The following is a 16990-nucleotide window of genomic DNA, read 5'->3' as shown; positions in this document are numbered from 1 at the left end:
ATGGGCTCCCTCCCTCAACATGGTTACGAAAGAAACGGACTTCGTAGAATCGTAAGCGCTTTCAAAAAATAATACTCTATGTATATCCCCTCCGTTTCGACAATGGATCATGAAATCTCTTCTGCCTTGGAGTTTATTACAGATAGGTACAGATGTCTATACCAATTCTGATATTTTTAAATAATAAAATAAGTGATCCATGACGCTCCTCTCCTTGCCCCTTTTTCGGACTGATGGCTCCGCATATGGCAAATGCGTGGGTGGAGCCGCGCCATCAATTATCGATCCCCGGTCGCCATCCTGATAAGTGGATGGCTGCTCTTATTTGGAGACACCATCGGAAGAAATGTAGTCGATCCCGATGGTATTCCCGCAGGGATTATGGTCGCACTCATCGGAGGCCCCTATTTTATCTATCTGTTGTTGAAAAAATAAAGGAATGACTTCTTCGGTATTACGTTTGTAGTATTTAATGTCACCCCCCTAGTCAGTCAGTATATTTATATATACAATATTCATATATAGCTACCCCTGATATTCGAGGACAAGGGGAAAGCACAGAGGGGGTGAAAGGGATATGGTTACCGTCGATCATGAGGAAATGGTACGATGGATTTCTAAGCAAACCGGTATCGACAGCAATATCGTAAGCCGTGTGTTAGAAAGTGAGTTGGAGTACCTAGAACGGCTCGGACTTGTCGGAGAATGAAACAATTATTGATCCACCTTCCCATATAAAGAGGACGGCGCACCATGCCGTCCCCTAGGGTGAATCCGGGACATCCTCTCTTATTCTTCTTTGATCTTAAAAACGCTCCGGCAAAGCATCATTTGAAGAGCTTATGTAGAGCAGCTGGATCGCAAATAGGCCGACCGGCTGATATAAAGCGTGGTTTCTTGGTATTGAAACTTGGACAACGGGGGGATCCAGCGTTTTTTCCTGCTGTCATCCAAGGCTTTTTCACAGGCTTCCACCAGGGAGGATAATTGGTCCGGCTGAACCGGTTCAGGAAAGTGTCCCCCCAGAATCCTTTCTCCATCATAACGTTTGGATAAGGAGGCCGCACTTTTCAAATAATCTGAAACGCTGGCGGTAGGCCAAAAAGCGATTAACGGTCCCTGATACAATAAATCCCCCACCAATAGAAGCCCATGTCGGCGGTCGATCAGACCGACTGAGTCTTCCGAGTGGCCGGGCAAGTGAACCCACTCGACGGGTCTATCCCCCAGATCGATCGTTTCTCCAATCGGCCACCACTCTGAGATCCGGAAGCGATGGCGTTTTGGAGTTAATCGCATGCTCCACCGGGGTACAAACTGATCCTCCGACATTTGCATATGATTAATCGGCAGATCGGCCATCGCGATGTGATCAAATTCATGGTGGTTCCCAATATGATCATAATGAACGTGAGAGCCGAACAACGTGACCGGCAGATCCGTCAGCTCCCGGACGATGGATCGGATTCCCCTCTTGCCTGAGCCTGAATCAAACAGAAGGGCACGCTCTTTTCCAATCAGGAGATATTGATTGGTCTTTTCTCGATAGTCGGCTTCATGGATGGTATACGTACGAGGATCGATTTGCTCGATTTGGTACCAATCGTGGGACATATGCTCCAGCCTTTCTGGGTGATGTCTCTTCTACAAAAGCTTAACACATAGAGTTTCACCCGCTATGCTTTCGCATAAAATGCCACCATTTTTTAATAGGTTTTGATACCAATCGTTAAATACGGCTAACAGGGCTGAAGATTTCTTCACCCCCATGCCGTTCCTTTGTTTCCATCAAATGTTTGACAAGAGGGCAATCTCCCTGATTCGGCCTCTTTCTCGCCGGATCCTCCTTTTTCCCAGCGGGTTCATGCTTTATAATAAAATGGACAAGGCTTCGAAGGAGGGAGGGTCCCCATGATTTCATGGTTCAAGAGGGCGTTTGATTCCGCACCGACTAGGCCGGCCCAACCTGACGATCTGAAGCGGCTCTATCACGAAATGGAGCGCTTACGAAAGGAAAACGACGAGCTGCGCCTGCGGCAACAAATGCAACAAAAAAAGAAGTCGCAACCGGCTACTTCTCATAAATACCATCTGGAGTTCTTTCTGTACGACGCCACCAATCAGGAAGATGCCAACTACACATCCGACGACATTCACCGTTATCCGATGATGGGGTTTACCATCCATTTCCTTGATGAAGAGGGGATCGAATCCCGACCGGAGTGGCTGACGTATCTGCTTCGCGGTCTGGAGCAGACCTTTGCCGTGATGAAAGTGGCCAGCCACCGAGTAGAAGAACGTAATTTGTACAGCCAGTTCGTCGACATCAAACTTTATCCCCATATCGAAGTGAAAAAGTGCATCTACCTCGTATTTCAGCAGCTGTATCAATGGCAGGAACACGGCCGGGACGAAGTTTCCCTGCGCGTCCATATCGGTGGAGACGATTTGTATCAGGATCTGTTAAATACACATCTGGAGGCGGTCTGATGCTTCAGCCTCCAGACACCCGCTGCGCCCGGTTCCATCCGGCGCAGCTTTTTTGATGTTGGGTGATGGATCTGACACCTCTAGGGGCTGTCTGATCCATTCCATTTTTCCCGCCAAGGATCTCGCCCAACGGATTGTTCCAACAACACATCTTAAAAAGCTCCCCGCAAATGATCCATCTGTATCGGTTGGTTCTGGGGAGATAACAGGACCGAGATCACGTCGATCCGCACCGGTTCTCCCTCCCACCCCCGTGTTTGGATATAGTGGAGAGCCAATTTCCTGACTTGACGCTGTTTTCTGAAATCAACCGATTGAAAACCGTACCCGAAACGGCGACTCCGGGTGGTGCGCACTTCCACCACCACCAGTGTTCCGTCCCCATCCCGGGCAATGATATCCAGTTCCCCCAATCGGGTTCGCCAGTTGGTCTCCAAAATTCGCCAGCCTAGTCGCGTAAGTCTGCGAACAGCATAGACTTCGCCGATGCGACCCGTTACCTTGCGACGGTCGGCCATCACCTTCCTCCTTCCGGCTTCACGCCGATCCGCTCTCCCACCGGAGCAAAACTCCTGCGGTGAATCGGGCAAGGCCCCCACCGATCCAGGGCAGTCAGATGATCCGGTGTGCCGTACCCCATGTGGCGTTCAAATCCGTACTCAGGGTAGCGGGCACCCTCCCGCAGCATCCAAGCGTCCCGCTCCGTCTTGGCTACAATGGAAGCAGCTGCGATGGAATGGCTGAGGGCGTCCCCTTTGACAATGGGTTCCTGGGGTATGGAGACACCCGGAATCCGGACGGCATCCGTAAGCAGTTGATCGGGAACCGGGTCCAGACCGGCCAAAGCCCGCCGCATCGCTTCATAGGTGGCTTGCAGGATATTGTGCTTATCAATGTAGTGGTGGTCCACCATGCCGACCGCCACCGACAGGGCCTTCTCCTGGATCCGCCGGCGTAAAGTTAACCGTTCTTCCACCGTCAGTTTTTTTGAGTCGTTCAGGCCGGTCGCGTCAAAATCTTCAGGCAGGATGACAGCCGCTGCCACCACCGGTCCGGCCAGCGGGCCACGCCCGGCTTCGTCCAGCCCGGCGATAAAGCGGCAACCCCTCCCTCGGTATGTACGTTCAAACTGCCACATCTGCCGGATCCGGCGTTCCTCTTCTCGCTGTCGTTCCTCACGCCGTTGGTAAACCTGAACCAGCCGACGAACCCCTGCCCGGGGATCCTGCTTCAGGATATCCAACCCGCCATCCGGTAACTCCCCGCGTTCCAGGCGTTCCGCGATTTCACGGACCGTTCCCTTCACTTTCAAGTTCGTAGTCCCCCCCTTCATCGGGAAGTTCCAACGTGATCCGTCCCAAACGACCGGAACGGAAATCCCGCAAAACCACTTCCGCCGCTTTTTCCAGGTCGACTTCACCGCCCCGCCTCATGCAACCTCGCCGACGCCCCACTTCTTCCAGCAAAACGAGGCCGTCGGCGGAGGGGTCTTCCAGCTTATAGCGTTCCTTTAGGTTTGAAGGATAATATTGACCCAAGCGAGACAACAGGTAGAGTCCAATCTCTTCGATCGGCAGGATTTCCTCCTTGATCGCGCCACTTGCGGCCAACCGCAAACCCACTTTTTTATCCTCAAACTTGGGCCACAAAATCCCAGGCGTATCTAACAACTCCATTCCATCGCCCACTTTGATCCACTGTTGAGCGCGTGTAACGCCGGGACGATCACCGGTTTTGGCCACACTGCGTCCGGATAACCGGTTAATCAGTGCGGATTTGCCTACGTTGGGGACTCCCAGCACCATTGCCCGAATCCGCGTGTGCTGAATGCCTTTTTGAGCTTGTCTCACAAGCTTTTCTTTTACCAATTCCCGGCTGATGGCAGGGATCCGCTTGATGCCGATGCCGCTGAGTGTATCGATGGGCAGCACTTTCACACCGTCTTTCCGGAATGCCTCACTCCAGACAGAGGTGGCTTCCGGGTCTGCTAGATCACTCTTGGTAAGCAGAATGACCCGCGGCTTGTCCTTGACCACCTCATCGATGAGGGGATTGCGACTGGAGAGCGGCAATCGGGCATCCAGCAGCTCCAGTACAAGATCCACTTGTTTTATTTTCTCTTCCACTTGCCGCCGGGCTTTCGCCATATGACCCGGAAACCACTGAATCGTCATATCCATCCCACCTGACTACCACAGTAACGAGAAATCTTCAAGCGGCCAAAAAACGACATCCGCCCTTCCAACTACTTGATCCAACGGTACCGTACCCAAACTGTTATCCCGACTGTCACTGGAATTCATGCGGTTGTCACCCATGACAAACACATGTCCTTCGGGCACTTCCACCGGACCAAAATCCGCTGTCCGGTTCCCCTCGTCTATGTAAGGCTCATCGATGCTTGCCCCGTCTACACGCACCACATTGTTCTGGGCACTGACCGTTTGACCGGGCATCGCGATGACACGTTTAATGTAGTCCCTGTTTTCCGGTGCATGAAAGACAATCACTTCACCTGGTTCCGGATCACGGAAAAGATAAATCACTTTGTTTACGATCACCAAATCACCGTTGTGCAGGGTGGAGAGCATGGAGGGGCCAGACACACTGAAGGGAGAAAAGATGAATGACCGGATGACCAAGGCCAAGACCACTGCAATGGCCAAGGCTTGCACCCATTCCCAAGCTTCATTGCTTTCCCGGTTATGTCGGTTGCGTCTGGTTGAACGGGAGATGAACTCACTCATGAAGCTCCTCCTGACTGTCGCGATCACACCCATAGGACATCTGTCACTTTCCATTAGGCTGTGTCTGAACAATCCGATACGTGGAAGCCTGGACCAACGGCTCTAAGGAAGGGTCCAGGGAATCACTGAAAACGGTACCGGATACGCCCGTTTCACAGACATGCTAAGTATTCGCGTTCCATTAAAAGAAAGGTCGGCGCCCGATAGGGATATCGAACGAGCCCGGCCTCTGCTTTTCTATAAACGAAATTTTGGAAGAAACTCGAAAAGGGCTTGTCAGCAAGCCCTTTTCAACGATTAGTGAATCTCCTTGATGCGGGCAGCTTTCCCACGCAGCTTGCGGAGATAGAAGAGTTTAGCACGGCGGACTTTCCCGCGGCGCATCACTTCGATTTTATCGATTCGCGGGGAGTGCAGCGGGAAGGTCCGTTCCACGCCGACCCCGTAGGAGATCTTGCGAACCGTGAACGTTTCGGAGATCCCACCGCCGCGACGTTGGATCACCACGCCTTCAAAGACCTGGATCCGTTCCCGTTGGCCTTCGACGACCTTTACGTGCACACGGACGGTGTCACCGGCGCGAAACCGGGGAATGTCATTCCGCAGTTGCTCTTCACCCAATTCACGTACCATAGGGTTCATCTTCGTTTCCCTCCTTCCGGATGGGTTTGTATCACCTGTTCGGGATTTATCGGCTCAAGCACAAGTTCCATTTTATCACACAGGAATCGGTAAAACAATGAGCAAGCCTGATCCAGACTGGGTTCACGCCTGTTTAAGAGTCGGATTTCCGCTGTTTTAACCAGGCGCGCTCCTCATCGGTCAGGGGGGCGTGTTCCAACAGATCCGGACGACGTTCCAGGGTCCGTTCCAGTGATTGCTGCCGGCGCCAGCGTGCAATCTGGGCGTGGTGGCCGGACAGAAGCACATCCGGTACCTTCCAACCCCGAAAATCGGCAGGTCGGGTATACTGAGGATATTCGAGAAGTCCAGTGGAAAAAGAATCCTCTTCTGCCGATCCCGCATTTCCCAGCACTCCGGGAACCAGACGGATGATGCTGTCCATCACCACCATGGCCGCAAGCTCCCCTCCGGTAAGGACGTAATCCCCGATCGAGATCTCTTCGTCCACTAGGTGTCGGCGAATCCGTTCATCAAAGCCCTCATAGTGACCGCAAAGGAGGATCAACCGGGAATGACGGGACAACGCTTCCGCTTTTTTTTGCGTGAAGGGTGTTCCTTGGGGACTCATCATCAGGACGGGAGGCCGGACTTGCGTCTCCTCTGTCAGGGCTTCCACCGCCCGAAATAGAGGCTCCGGCTTCAGAACCATGCCACCGCCGCCGCCGTATGGTGTGTCGTCCACCATTCGGTGCTTATCCGTACTGTAATCCCGAAAGTTGACAAGCGATGCTTCAACCAGTCTTTGATCCATAGCCCGTTTCATGATGCTGGAGGAGAAAAAACCCTCAAACATCTCGGGAAACAGTGTCAATACGTCAAACCGCACACGACGTCACCTCGAATCCTCCAGCCCTTCCATCCAATGAATCACCACGCGTTTGGCAGACACATCCACATCCTGTACGACATCATCGATGTAGGGAATCAACCAATCGCGACCGCCTTCCGGCGGGCGAACCACCCAGACGTCGTTGGCCCCCGGCTGCAGGATATCGGTGATGATTCCCACCCGGTTACCATCCGTGGTGAAAACCTCACATCCCAGAATCTCATGGAAATAAAACTCGTCGTCCCCACCGTCCACGGCTTCCTCCGGATCCACCACCAAGGTCCCTCCTTTGAGGGATTCTGACTGGTTGATATCCGTCCAATCGCGGAACTGAAGAATATACCCTTTTTTATGTGGACGGGAACGCTCCACAGTCAAAGGGAGCATCTCTTCCTTGTTTTCCTGGGACAGCAGGAGCTGGGATCCCGGCGCAAACCGCACCTCAGGATAATCGGTTCGGGAAATGACGCGAACCTCCCCCCGGATGCCGTGAGTACCGGCGATGTGGCCGACGACGAGCCATTCAGGCCGACCCATGAGACGGCCTCCTTTCCTCGTGGACAGCGGAGAAAAAACGTCCTTCAAACGATCTCCACGTGGACGCGCTTTTCCTCTTTGACCGCAGCCGCTCCGACAACCGTCCGGAGCGCCTTGGCAATCCGCCCTTGCTTGCCAATCACTTTACCCATATCCTCCGGAGCGACGGAAAGTTCAAACACGATCGTTTTTTCCTCCTGCCGCTCCCGAACCTGAACTTGTTCCGGGTGATCGACCAAGGCTTTGGCAATCACCTCGATCAGCTGTTTCACAGGGACTCCTCCTCGAACCGGATCCCGTCAGTCAGGATTTACTTTTGGTTCTTGGCTTCATGCACTTTTTTGAGCAAGCCTTCTTTCCGGAACAGGTTTTTCACCGTATCGGACGGCTGGGCACCAGTAGCCAGCCATTTGAGGGCTTTTTCTTCATCGATTTTTACTTGGGCCGGTTGGGTCAACGGATTGTAATATCCAATCTCCTCAATGAAGCGGCCGTCACGAGGTGCACGGGAATCGGCCACCACCAAGCGGTAGAAAGGGGCTTTTTTGGCACCCATCCGCTTCAGACGAATTTTCACTGCCATATCGCTTTCACCTCCTTAAGCAGGATAAACCAAACCGATCACGATAGAAACGGGAAGTTAAAACGTCCCATCCCTTTTTTCTTCTTGCCTTTGGACATGGAATGGAACTGCTTCATCATCTTCTTCATGTCCTGAAACTGCTTGATCAAACGGTTGACATCCTGTACCGTGGTACCGCTTCCCAGAGCGATCCGCTTGCGTCTACTGGCGTTGATCACTTCCGGTTCCCGGCGTTCCCGGGGGGTCATGGAGCGGATGATCGCCTCCGCCTTGGTCAGATGCTTTTCGTCCACCTGCAGGTTTTTTAGCCCCTTGGCCTGCCCCATTCCAGGCATCATACCCAGCAGGTCGTCCAGCGGACCCATGTTGCGTACCTGGTCCAGCTGGTCCAAAAAGTCCTCAAAGGTAAACTGCTGGCTGCGCATCTTGCGCTCCAGGTCCCGCGCTTTCTCTTCATCCACCGTCGCTTGCGCCTTTTCGATCAAGGTGAGTACATCACCCATGCCCAGGATGCGGGAAGCCATCCGTTCGGGATGAAAGGGCTCCAAGGCATCCACCTTCTCCCCCATCCCCGCAAATTTCACCGGGCATTGGGTCACCGCTTTGACCGACAGGGCGGCGCCTCCGCGGGTATCCCCGTCCAACTTGGTCAAGACCACACCGGTTAAATCCATTTCGCGGTTGAAGCTCTCGGCCACGTTGACTGCATCTTGCCCGGTCATGGCGTCCACAACCAGCAAGATTTCATCCGGCTCTACCTTTTCCTTGATCGCTTTCAACTCGTCCATCATCGACTCATCGATGTGGAGACGACCGGCGGTATCCACAATCACCACATCATGGTGTTCCTCTTTGGCATGCGCCAGCCCTTCTTCTGCGATTTTCACCGGACTTTCTTTATCGCCCAGAGAAAAAACGGGCAAATCCACCTGCTTCCCCAGCACTTCCAGCTGACGGATGGCGGCGGGCCGGTAGACATCCCCCGCCACCAGCAGCGGCCGTTTGTTATGCTGTTTGCGGAGATGGTGAGCCAATTTGCCGGCGGTGGTCGTTTTCCCCGCCCCCTGCAAGCCCACCATCATGATCACCGCAGGCTTGGAGACGAGCTGAAGCCGACTCTGCTCGCCGCCCATCAACTGGGTCAGCTCTTCGTTCACCACTTTGATCACTTGCTGGCCGGGGGTGAGACTTTTCAGCACTTCCTGCCCCACCGCCCGCTCGCTGACCTGGGAGACGAAGTTTTTCACCACTTTAAAGTTGACGTCGGCTTCCAACAGGGCCAATCGGACTTCCCGCATCGCGGCCTTTACGTCCGCCTCAGACACTTTTCCTTTGCCCTTCAGCTTGGCCAGGGCTGATTGCAGCCGTTCGGACAACCCTTCAAACGCCATGCTGCCGCCTCCCTTTTCGTGATCCTTCGGTGACCGTTATTCCAGCTCCGCCAACTGCTTCAGCAGGTGTGTAACCTCTTTTTCCACTGGTGTACCGGCGATCGCCGCCCGAACCGACTTCAGAAGCTCCGTGCGGCGCTGATGCTTTTCCGCCAGTTGGAGCATGGATTCCCACTCCTCCAGGGCGGATTGGGAACGTTTGACCGCTTCATACACCGCCTGTCGGGAAATCGAGAGGTGATCCGCAATCTCACCCAGGGACCAATCCTCATGGTAATACAGCTCCAGGACCGTCCGCTGCTTCTCCGTCAGCATCGGCTCGTAGAAGTCATACAACAGGTTGATCCGGGTTGTTTTCTCCAACACAGGAGCCACCTCGCATCGGCGTCAAGTCGACGCCCTTTACACGATGTCCATCATACCGGAGCCAACGTCCGCTGTCAAGGGCAAAGACTTGATACCGACAAAACACCCCCGTCCGGGAGTGTTTCGCTTGATGACAAAGCGAGACCTGGGAACGAAGTGACCGTGGCGAGACTTGTGCTTTAGTGCAAAGCGAGACCCGGGATCTCGCCCTACACATTTATCAGATACGCCCTAGTGCAAAGGGCACGACACCGAAAATCAGTCTCCTCTTCCGTTCTTCCATTCACGATGAAGGTGAGCCAGCAGCTACACCCCCGGCTGGGCCGGGGGTGTTTATGATCGGATCATTGGGGAAAACTTTAGTTGGTGATGGCAGTCAACCCCAGCTCGGACAACCCGTATCCGATGTGGGAGTAGTAGGAGTAACCTCGACTGTCTATAGCCGAAACGATGCCTTTGCTCTGGCTGCCGTAGTAAACCGGGCCGCCGCTGTCACCCGGCTGGGCATAGAATGTGGCTTGGCGTTGCCGATAGTGAACGGCTCCATCGGAAAAGCGGGTGGTGTAGTTGGTGGAGGTAATTTGTCCACAGGTGACACCGGTGGTACGACCCGATTTACAGACGGCTTCACCCACTCTGTCGCCGCTGGTGGACTGAACACTGGTAATGCTGCCTTGCCGCGTGCTGTTGATATACAACCAGTTCGTGGCATAGGAAGCCGGAATCCGGATGGCCAACACATCGGCATTGTTGCCGTAGTTGCGCAGGGCAACCGAACCGATGCTTTGTCCTCCCTGGGTAAAAGCGGTTCCGATTCCACCACAGTGGGCGGCGGAGATCAGATAATAGTTGCTGCCGGAACGGGCGGCGATATTGGACGTACAAATCCCAGACGAGCTTTGGATTTGAAGTCCGGCTTCCAGATAGCCGCGCCAGGTGGTGCGCGCCGGATCGGCAAAATCCCCTTCCACCACTTTAAGGACACTGGAACCGAAACGATCCTTCAGCCGAGATTCCGCTTGCTTATCCAGATCCTTGACACCCACGCGTACAACGTTTTCCTTCACATCCGTCTCTACGGAAACCACGGTCACCCCTTCTTGATCAAGGGATTTCATCCCTTGATTTACGGCTTGATGGGTCCGTTCCAATTTGGACAGGCTGTGATCCGCTTGGAAATACTCCACGTCGACGGATGCGGGAACCGCATCAATGACATGTTTGGACAGCGATGCCGGTGTGGCATTCCCCACAACGCCGACTTTTAAAACCCCGCCAGCTTGCTGGTCGATATACATCCCGGCAAATCTTTGTTTACCCAACGTTTTTTTCGCTTGCGCTTCCACTTTTGGAGCGTGTTTCTCCTGAATGGTGATACGGCGTTCGATCTCGGCCACTTCCTGATCGGTCAAGGCCACTCCGTATTCATCAATCGACTGCTGATTGGCCGGTTCGTTCACAATCTCCCTTACGGCATCCACATCGGTTTCCAACCCCATCGCTTCACGAAATTCCAGATCCTGCTCGTCCACCAAAGCTTCCGACGCTTCCGCTTGGGCCGGTGTTTGCAGTAGTGCCGTGAACATCGTGGCCAACACCAACACCGCGACCAAGGCCAGCATGACCGCCTTTTTAGCGGGGTTACGACCAAAGGAAAAGAGCATCTCCCAACCTCCCCATTCTTTTGTTTGATTGAGAAGCCTCGATGCGTGATTACGCCAGCTCCCTGTGAACGTCGGCGGATCGCCTGTCCATCTAGCGGAGAACTTCGTTTTTTCTGACTTCCCAGAAAAATTTTATCAAAAGAGATGGATTGAAAAATATCAGAAATACGAGTTTTTATATCAAAATTCCGCAATATTATGTGATCAATCAAGAGTTGTATGAATCCACACTGAAAAAATAAGGAGTAAAATACAGACAAGCAAAAAAACACCGGATGGTATCCGATGTTTGTTCCCTGGCATCCCGTCTCACCCTCGATTTGGACTTAAACGACCGGCGGCGATCAGACTCCATTTCCGCGGTGTGCCCGACGGGCCAATCCCTCCGCCCAACTCTGCGACAACAAGGGACAAGCCGCCAGCTCCGCAGCCGCTTGGTGATCGTGGGGACGATGATACTGGATCTCGTTGCAACGGGCGATGGTCCACTTGGGAAACGGCCTCTCCACCAACTGGAGGACTTGCCCCGCTTTCACCTCTCCTTCTTTCAACACACGAAAGTACCAGCCGGTGCGTCCCGTTTCCTGCATCCGCAGGACCAAATCCTTGATCCGCATGCGGCGGGCCGGTTTCCAGCACGGCTGCCGGGGTTGGGATACCTGAACCGTCGCTTCGCCGACCCGATACGTATCCCCGATGCAAACAGCCTCTTCCTTCATGTCTGTAACGAGAAAATTTTCGCCAAAGGCACCCACGGGGATGTCAAAACGATCCAGCTCTTCCCGCCAGGTCGCATAATGAGCGAACGGATAAGCCAGTACTGCCTTCTCCGGACCGCCGTGGTTTTTTTGATCCGCCACCCCGTCTCCGGCCAGCCCCGTTTTGCTTAAGTAAACCGGCCCATCCACCGGCTGTTTGATAATGGCGCTGGTCCATGGACGTTCCATGGGATCCGGAGCCCCGGGTGTTCCCATGGAACGGGGCTGACCCACATGAAGGGCTTGGACGACTGTCTGCTCGTTCATGCTCTCTCCCCCTTTCTCCAGATCTCCCTTTGTTTCAAATCCTACATCCGGATCAGAGCCGACTCTCACTCCGTCCCCGCCAATTCCTTCTCGATGTCTTCCCCGAACAGAGCATGGACAAACTGATCGGCGTCAAAGGGTTGCAAATCGTCCATTTGCTCCCCCAGACCGATCCACTTGACAGGCACCTCCAGCTCCCGCCGGATGGCCAGAGCAATCCCTCCTTTAGCCGTTCCGTCCATCTTTGTAAGCACAATACCCGTAAGATGGGTCGCATCGTGGAACAGTTTTGCCTGTTGCATGGCGTTCTGTCCCGTGGTGGAATCGACCACCAGGAGCGTCTCATGGGGAGCGCCCTCAATCTCCCGCCCAATCACTCGGTGCACTTTTTTCAATTCTTCCATCAGGTTTACCTTGTTCTGCAAGCGACCGGCCGTATCACAGAGCAGGATGTCCGCTCCCCTGGCCTGGGCTGCCTGAATCGCGTCATACATGACAGCCGCCGGATCGGAACCCGCCTGATGACGGATCACATCCACACCGACCCGCTCTCCCCACACTTCCAACTGCTCGATTGCACCCGCTCGAAAAGTATCCCCGGCAGCCAGCAGGACTTTCTTCCCTTGCTGGTTGTAGTGGTGGGCCAGCTTCCCGATGGTGGTGGTTTTACCCACCCCGTTCACGCCCACAAACAGAATGACGGATAATTGTCCGTCTTGGATATTCATGCCGGTGGCTTCATCCTCCCCGCGCAGCAGCTCCACCAGGATTTCCGACATCAGGGGTTTTAGTTCAGTGGGATCCTTGATGCGGTGAGCTTTTACTTCCTGCCGCAAACGGTCCACGATCTCCAACGTCGTATTCACTCCAACATCCGCACCGATCAGGATATCTTCCAATTCCTCATACATTTCCTCATCGATCTTGCCGCGGGCAAACACCGAATCCATGGCTCCCACCAGAGAAGCACTGGTCTTGCTCAATCCGGACATAAACTTGTGCGTAACCGATTCCGTCGTCTTGGACACATTTTCTTTCAACTTCTTAAAAAAGCTCATTCCCTATCCTCCTCCTGCCGGGCTACAGCGGCTTCTTCCGCCCCTTCAAACTCTTCCAGCTTGACGGAGACGACCTTGGATACCCCCGCTTCCTCCATCGTCACGCCGTACATGACGTCGGCCCCTTCCATGGTTCGCTTGCGGTGGGTGATAAGAATAAACTGGGTCTTCTGAGAAAACTCTCTCAGATAACGGGTGAAGCGGGATAAATTAGCCTCGTCCAAAGCTGCGTCGACTTCATCCAACACACAAAAAGGGACCGGCTTATAACGTAAGACGGCGAACAACAGGGCAATGGCAGCCAACGCCCGTTCCCCGCCGGAGAGGAGCCCCAGGTTTTGCGGCTTTTTCCCAGGGGGCTGGGCCGTGATTTCAATCCCCGTCTCCAACAAGTTGTCCGGTTCCGTTAACGATAAGTCGGCGCGGCCGCCACCAAACATCTTGACGAATACATCGTGAAACTCGATTCGGATCGCTTCAAATGCCGTTGAAAAGCGGTTGGACATCTCCTCTTCGATGTCCCGGATCACCCCAAACAAGGTTTCCTTGGCTTCCAACAGGTCGTCCCGCTGCCCGGATAGGAAGGACAACCGCGTGCTGAGCCGTTGGTGCTCGTCGATGGCACCGAGGTTGACCTCACCCAGCGCCCCGATCCGCCCTTTCAGGGAACGGACATCCCGTTCCGCTTTTTTCGGGTCTTCTGGGCGGGGATAACGCTCCTTGGCCAATTCAAAGCTGATCTCGTACTCTTCGGCCAACTTCTCCAGCAGGTGATTTAACTCCACATCCATCCGGTTGACTCGCACTTCTTGTTTATGAAGGGCTTCTTCCTGCTGGCGCAGCCCTTTCTGCCGTTCCTTCAGGGCTTGCTCCCCTTCGCCCCGGCGGTGATGAAGGTGATCACGCTCCTCCTTGGCCCGGGCGAGGGCATCTTGGGCAGCGTTTTTTTCCTCCCGCAACTTTTCAGCGTGTGCCGCAAGCCGGCGGCTCTCTTCTCCGTGGTCGGTCGCACCTGCTTCTAGCTCCCGCAGTTTTTCCCGGGATTCGGTCATCTGCTCGCCGATCCGCTCCCGCTCTTGTTGCAAACGGGTGCAATCGACGGCCAGATACTCCCGCTCTTGTTGCAAACGGGCCAGTCGGATTTTCCAATCGGTGATCTCCCGGTTGGTTTCATCCTTCTCCGACGCCTGTTGTTCCACGCGCTCCTGGGAAGCATGGATGCGGCGGCGCAGTAGGGATTCTTCCTCGGACAGCGCCTGCAATCGACGGTCGCGTTCTTCCGTCTGACGGGCGAGGGTTTGCTCCTCTTCATCCAGCTTGGCCAAATCATCCCGGGTTTTTTCCCGTTGCTGGGTCAGATTCCGGTGTTCCACCACCCATTCCCGCTCGGCCCCTTTTAGCTCCTGTTGCCGGAGGCGTAACCCCTCTCCCTCTTTCCGCAGCCGATCCAGCCGCTCATCGATGGCCGCGCCTTCTTCCCGCAGTTCCCCATGGCACTTTTGAATCTGATCCCGCTCCCGCTGCGCTTCTTCGATTTCCCGCTCCAGCGCTTCCACTTGACGGGAGCGGCCCAGGAGATTGTTTTTCGATTTTTGTCGGCTTCCCCCAGACATGGACCCGCCGGGATTGACCACATCGCCGTCCAAGGTGACAATACGGTAGCGATAACCCATCAGGAGAGCGATTCGGTTGGCTTCTTCCATCCCACTGGCTACCAACACTTGTCCCAGCAGATTTTCCCGAACGGCCTGATAGCGATCTTCGCTGTAAACCAACTCGGCGGCCACACCCACAAAGCCCGGAGTCCCCTCCACCCGTTCCCGGTCCCGGGCGGGAATGGATCGGCCACGGATCACATCCAAGGGCAGAAAGGTAGCCCGGCCGGCACGTCGTTCCTTTAGAAAGCGAATCCCGTGGCGACCAACCTGTTCATTTTCCACCACCAGATGCTGCATCGCTCCGCCGAGAGCCGTCTCCACTGCTGCCTCAAACGATTCCGGCACCTGAATCAGCTGGGCGACGGCCCCATGGATTCCGGCCAGTTCCGGTTGTCCCCGGTCTCTGGCTTTCAGCACTTCCTTGACTCCTTGGAAAAAACCGGCATGCTCCGCTTCCATATCCTTCACAATATCCCGGCGGGAACGGAGTGTATCCACTTGTTGTTCCGCCTGGCGGAGACGTCCGGCCGCCGTCGTTCGTTCCGTCTCCAGCACTTGCCGCTTACCGGACCATTCTTTGTATTGGTCTGCGCAAGCAGCAAGGGCAGACTCCACTTCTTCCACTTCTTTGCGCCATTTTGCTTGACGGGAAGCAAGATCCGCCTCGGCTTGTCCGTCCAGCCGTTCCTGGGTGAGAAGACGTTCCCGCTGCTCCCGGTTCCGCGCCAACCGTTCGACGATATGGTCTCCTTCACTGGCGAGACGGGTCCGCTCGTGCAAAAGGCGGGAGAGCTCTTCTTTCAATCGGTTCAGATCCTGGACACCTTCATGGCCATCGATAGACAAACGAGCTTCGGCATCCGACAGTTTCGCCTGAACTTGCTTCAGTTCCCGCTCTTTTTGAGCGAGGCGTTCCTGCCCACGGGATTGCTCCTGCTTCAGACGAGATTCCTCCGCCTCCAGCTCTTCCAGCCGCTCCCGCATCTGCACGATGGTGGCGGAGCGGTTTCGAGCCCGCTCCTGGAGCACCTCCCGCTGCCCCTCCGCCTTCTCCAGCTCCTCACTGACCCGGAGCAACGCTCCTTGCAGGGTCTCCACCTCTTGCTCCTTTTGTTGAATCTCCCAGCGCAGCTTTTCCAACTCCGCTTCCCGTCCGCTCACCTCAGCGGCAAAGCGGGACTGTTCTTCTCGCAGCTGTTGGAGAGCGCCTTGGGCTTCTTCCCATTGTTGGTGCAAATGCTCAATCCTATGTACATACAAACCGATCTCTGTGTGGGTCAGTTCTTCCTTTAGCGCTTTATATTGTTTGGCTACTTTCGCTTGTTCGGCCAATGGTGCTACCTGGTCTTCCAGTTCGCTTACCAAGTCCTCGATCCGGGCCAGATTTTGTTCCGTGGCATCCAGCTTTTTTTCCGCTTCTTTTTTGCGCGACTTGTATTTGACGATGCCCGCCGCTTCCTCGAAGATGGCGCGGCGGTCCTCCGATTTGGTGGACAGAATCTCATCGATCCGCCCTTGACCGATCATGGAGTAGGCCTCTTTTCCGATTCCCGTATCCATGAACAGCTCGGTGATATCCTTCAGACGGCAGGCCTGTTTGTTGATGTAATACTCGCTCTCTCCGGAACGGTACACGCGCCGGGTCACCGTCACTTCGCCGTAATCCAGGTGCAACTTCTGATCCTGATTGTCAAAAGTGATGGAAACCTCGCAATAGCCCACGGGCTTACGGGAATCGCTCCCGGAAAAAATCACATCCTGCATGGACGCACCTCGGAGCGATTTGGCGCTTTGTTCCCCCAGCACCCAACGGATGCCGTCGGTCACATTGCTCTTACCGCTCCCGTTGGGGCCCACCACCGCCGTCACCCCCGGCACAAACTCCAGCTCCGTACGGTTGGCAAAAGATTTAAACCCCACCATGTCCAGTCGTTTCAGATGCAAGGCGCTCCCCCCTT

At 54.7% G+C, this 16990-nt stretch carries 17 protein-coding genes and 1 pseudogene; 2 read left to right on the top strand and 16 right to left on the bottom strand.

Annotated elements, in window-relative coordinates:
• Nucleotides 1-221 precede the first annotated feature (221 nt).
• Nucleotides 222-435 (top strand): annotated as a pseudogene (locus JOE21_RS15920) (iron chelate uptake ABC transporter family permease subunit); the annotation flags it as partial.
• A 405-nt stretch (nucleotides 436-840) separates the two neighbouring features.
• Here the strand turns inward: JOE21_RS15920 and JOE21_RS15915 are convergent.
• Complete coding sequence (locus JOE21_RS15915; RefSeq protein ID WP_309868268.1) at nucleotides 841-1614, bottom strand: MBL fold metallo-hydrolase; 774 nt, start codon at nucleotides 1612-1614, stop codon at nucleotides 841-843.
• Nucleotides 1615-1911: 297 nt separating this feature from the next.
• Here JOE21_RS15915 and JOE21_RS15910 point away from each other — a divergent pair, with 297 nt between their 5' ends.
• Nucleotides 1912-2490 (top strand): hypothetical protein, encoded by a 579-nt coding sequence (locus JOE21_RS15910; protein WP_309868267.1) that lies wholly within the window; start codon nucleotides 1912-1914, stop codon nucleotides 2488-2490.
• A gap of 152 nt (nucleotides 2491-2642) precedes the next feature.
• On the opposite strand, the gene JOE21_RS15905 is transcribed toward JOE21_RS15910, so the two are convergent.
• The 15 genes from JOE21_RS15905 to smc form a co-directional block, all read right to left on the bottom strand.
• A complete protein-coding gene (locus JOE21_RS15905; protein WP_309868266.1) occupies nucleotides 2643-3008 on the bottom strand; it encodes a YraN family protein in 366 nt (121 codons plus the stop codon).
• Nucleotides 3008-3796: a ribonuclease HII gene (rnhB, locus tag JOE21_RS15900; protein WP_309868295.1), complete on the bottom strand. Its 789-nt coding sequence runs from the start codon at nucleotides 3794-3796 to the stop codon at nucleotides 3008-3010. The genes JOE21_RS15905 and rnhB overlap by 1 nt, the downstream gene beginning before the upstream one ends.
• On the bottom strand, nucleotides 3777-4664 hold the full coding sequence (gene ylqF, locus JOE21_RS15895; protein WP_309868265.1) for a ribosome biogenesis GTPase YlqF: 888 nt from the start codon (nucleotides 4662-4664) through the stop codon (nucleotides 3777-3779). Before ylqF ends, rnhB begins: the two co-directional genes overlap by 20 nt.
• A 15-nt stretch (nucleotides 4665-4679) precedes the next feature.
• Complete coding sequence (lepB, locus tag JOE21_RS15890) at nucleotides 4680-5237, bottom strand: signal peptidase I (protein ID WP_309868264.1); 558 nt, start codon at nucleotides 5235-5237, stop codon at nucleotides 4680-4682.
• A gap of 297 nt (nucleotides 5238-5534) precedes the next feature.
• Nucleotides 5535-5879 (bottom strand): 50S ribosomal protein L19, encoded by a 345-nt coding sequence (gene rplS, locus JOE21_RS15885; RefSeq protein ID WP_309868263.1) that lies wholly within the window; start codon nucleotides 5877-5879, stop codon nucleotides 5535-5537.
• A 133-nt stretch (nucleotides 5880-6012) separates the two neighbouring features.
• Nucleotides 6013-6747: a tRNA (guanosine(37)-N1)-methyltransferase TrmD gene (trmD, locus tag JOE21_RS15880; protein WP_309868262.1), complete on the bottom strand. Its 735-nt coding sequence runs from the start codon at nucleotides 6745-6747 to the stop codon at nucleotides 6013-6015.
• 6 nt (nucleotides 6748-6753) lie between these two features.
• Nucleotides 6754-7287, bottom strand: coding sequence for a ribosome maturation factor RimM (rimM, locus tag JOE21_RS15875; protein WP_309868261.1), 534 nt, complete (start codon nucleotides 7285-7287; stop codon nucleotides 6754-6756).
• Between the two features lie 44 nt (nucleotides 7288-7331).
• Nucleotides 7332-7559 carry a KH domain-containing protein gene (locus JOE21_RS15870; protein ID WP_309868260.1) on the bottom strand — a complete coding sequence of 76 codons (228 nt, stop codon included), beginning with the start codon at nucleotides 7557-7559 and terminating at the stop codon, nucleotides 7332-7334.
• Between the two features lie 38 nt (nucleotides 7560-7597).
• Entirely contained in the window at nucleotides 7598-7870 is a 273-nt protein-coding gene (gene rpsP, locus JOE21_RS15865) for a 30S ribosomal protein S16 (RefSeq protein WP_107725809.1), read from the bottom strand.
• 38 nt (nucleotides 7871-7908) lie between these two features.
• Nucleotides 7909-9261: a signal recognition particle protein gene (ffh, locus tag JOE21_RS15860; RefSeq protein ID WP_309868257.1), complete on the bottom strand. Its 1353-nt coding sequence runs from the start codon at nucleotides 9259-9261 to the stop codon at nucleotides 7909-7911.
• 36 nt (nucleotides 9262-9297) lie between these two features.
• A complete protein-coding gene (locus JOE21_RS15855) occupies nucleotides 9298-9627 on the bottom strand; it encodes a putative DNA-binding protein (protein ID WP_309868255.1) in 330 nt (109 codons plus the stop codon).
• A 359-nt stretch (nucleotides 9628-9986) separates the two neighbouring features.
• Nucleotides 9987-11291, bottom strand: coding sequence for a S1 family peptidase (locus JOE21_RS15850; RefSeq protein WP_309868248.1), 1305 nt, complete (start codon nucleotides 11289-11291; stop codon nucleotides 9987-9989).
• 344 nt (nucleotides 11292-11635) lie between these two features.
• On the bottom strand, nucleotides 11636-12316 hold the full coding sequence (locus tag JOE21_RS15845; protein ID WP_309868246.1) for an MOSC domain-containing protein: 681 nt from the start codon (nucleotides 12314-12316) through the stop codon (nucleotides 11636-11638).
• A 65-nt stretch (nucleotides 12317-12381) separates the two neighbouring features.
• Nucleotides 12382-13374, bottom strand: a complete 993-nt coding sequence (gene ftsY / locus JOE21_RS15840) for a signal recognition particle-docking protein FtsY (RefSeq protein ID WP_309868245.1) — start codon at nucleotides 13372-13374, stop codon at nucleotides 12382-12384.
• A complete protein-coding gene (smc, locus tag JOE21_RS15835) occupies nucleotides 13371-16976 on the bottom strand; it encodes a chromosome segregation protein SMC (protein ID WP_309868244.1) in 3606 nt (1201 codons plus the stop codon). Before smc ends, ftsY begins: the two co-directional genes overlap by 4 nt.
• Between the last annotated feature and the right edge of the window lie 14 nt (nucleotides 16977-16990).

It is taken from the genome of Desmospora profundinema, assembly GCF_031454155.1.
In the GTDB taxonomy this organism is placed as follows: domain Bacteria; phylum Bacillota; class Bacilli; order Thermoactinomycetales; family DSM-45169; genus Desmospora; species Desmospora profundinema.
Note: the sequence above shows the minus strand (reverse complement) of the source record. Positions and strands in the feature narration are given on the sequence as shown.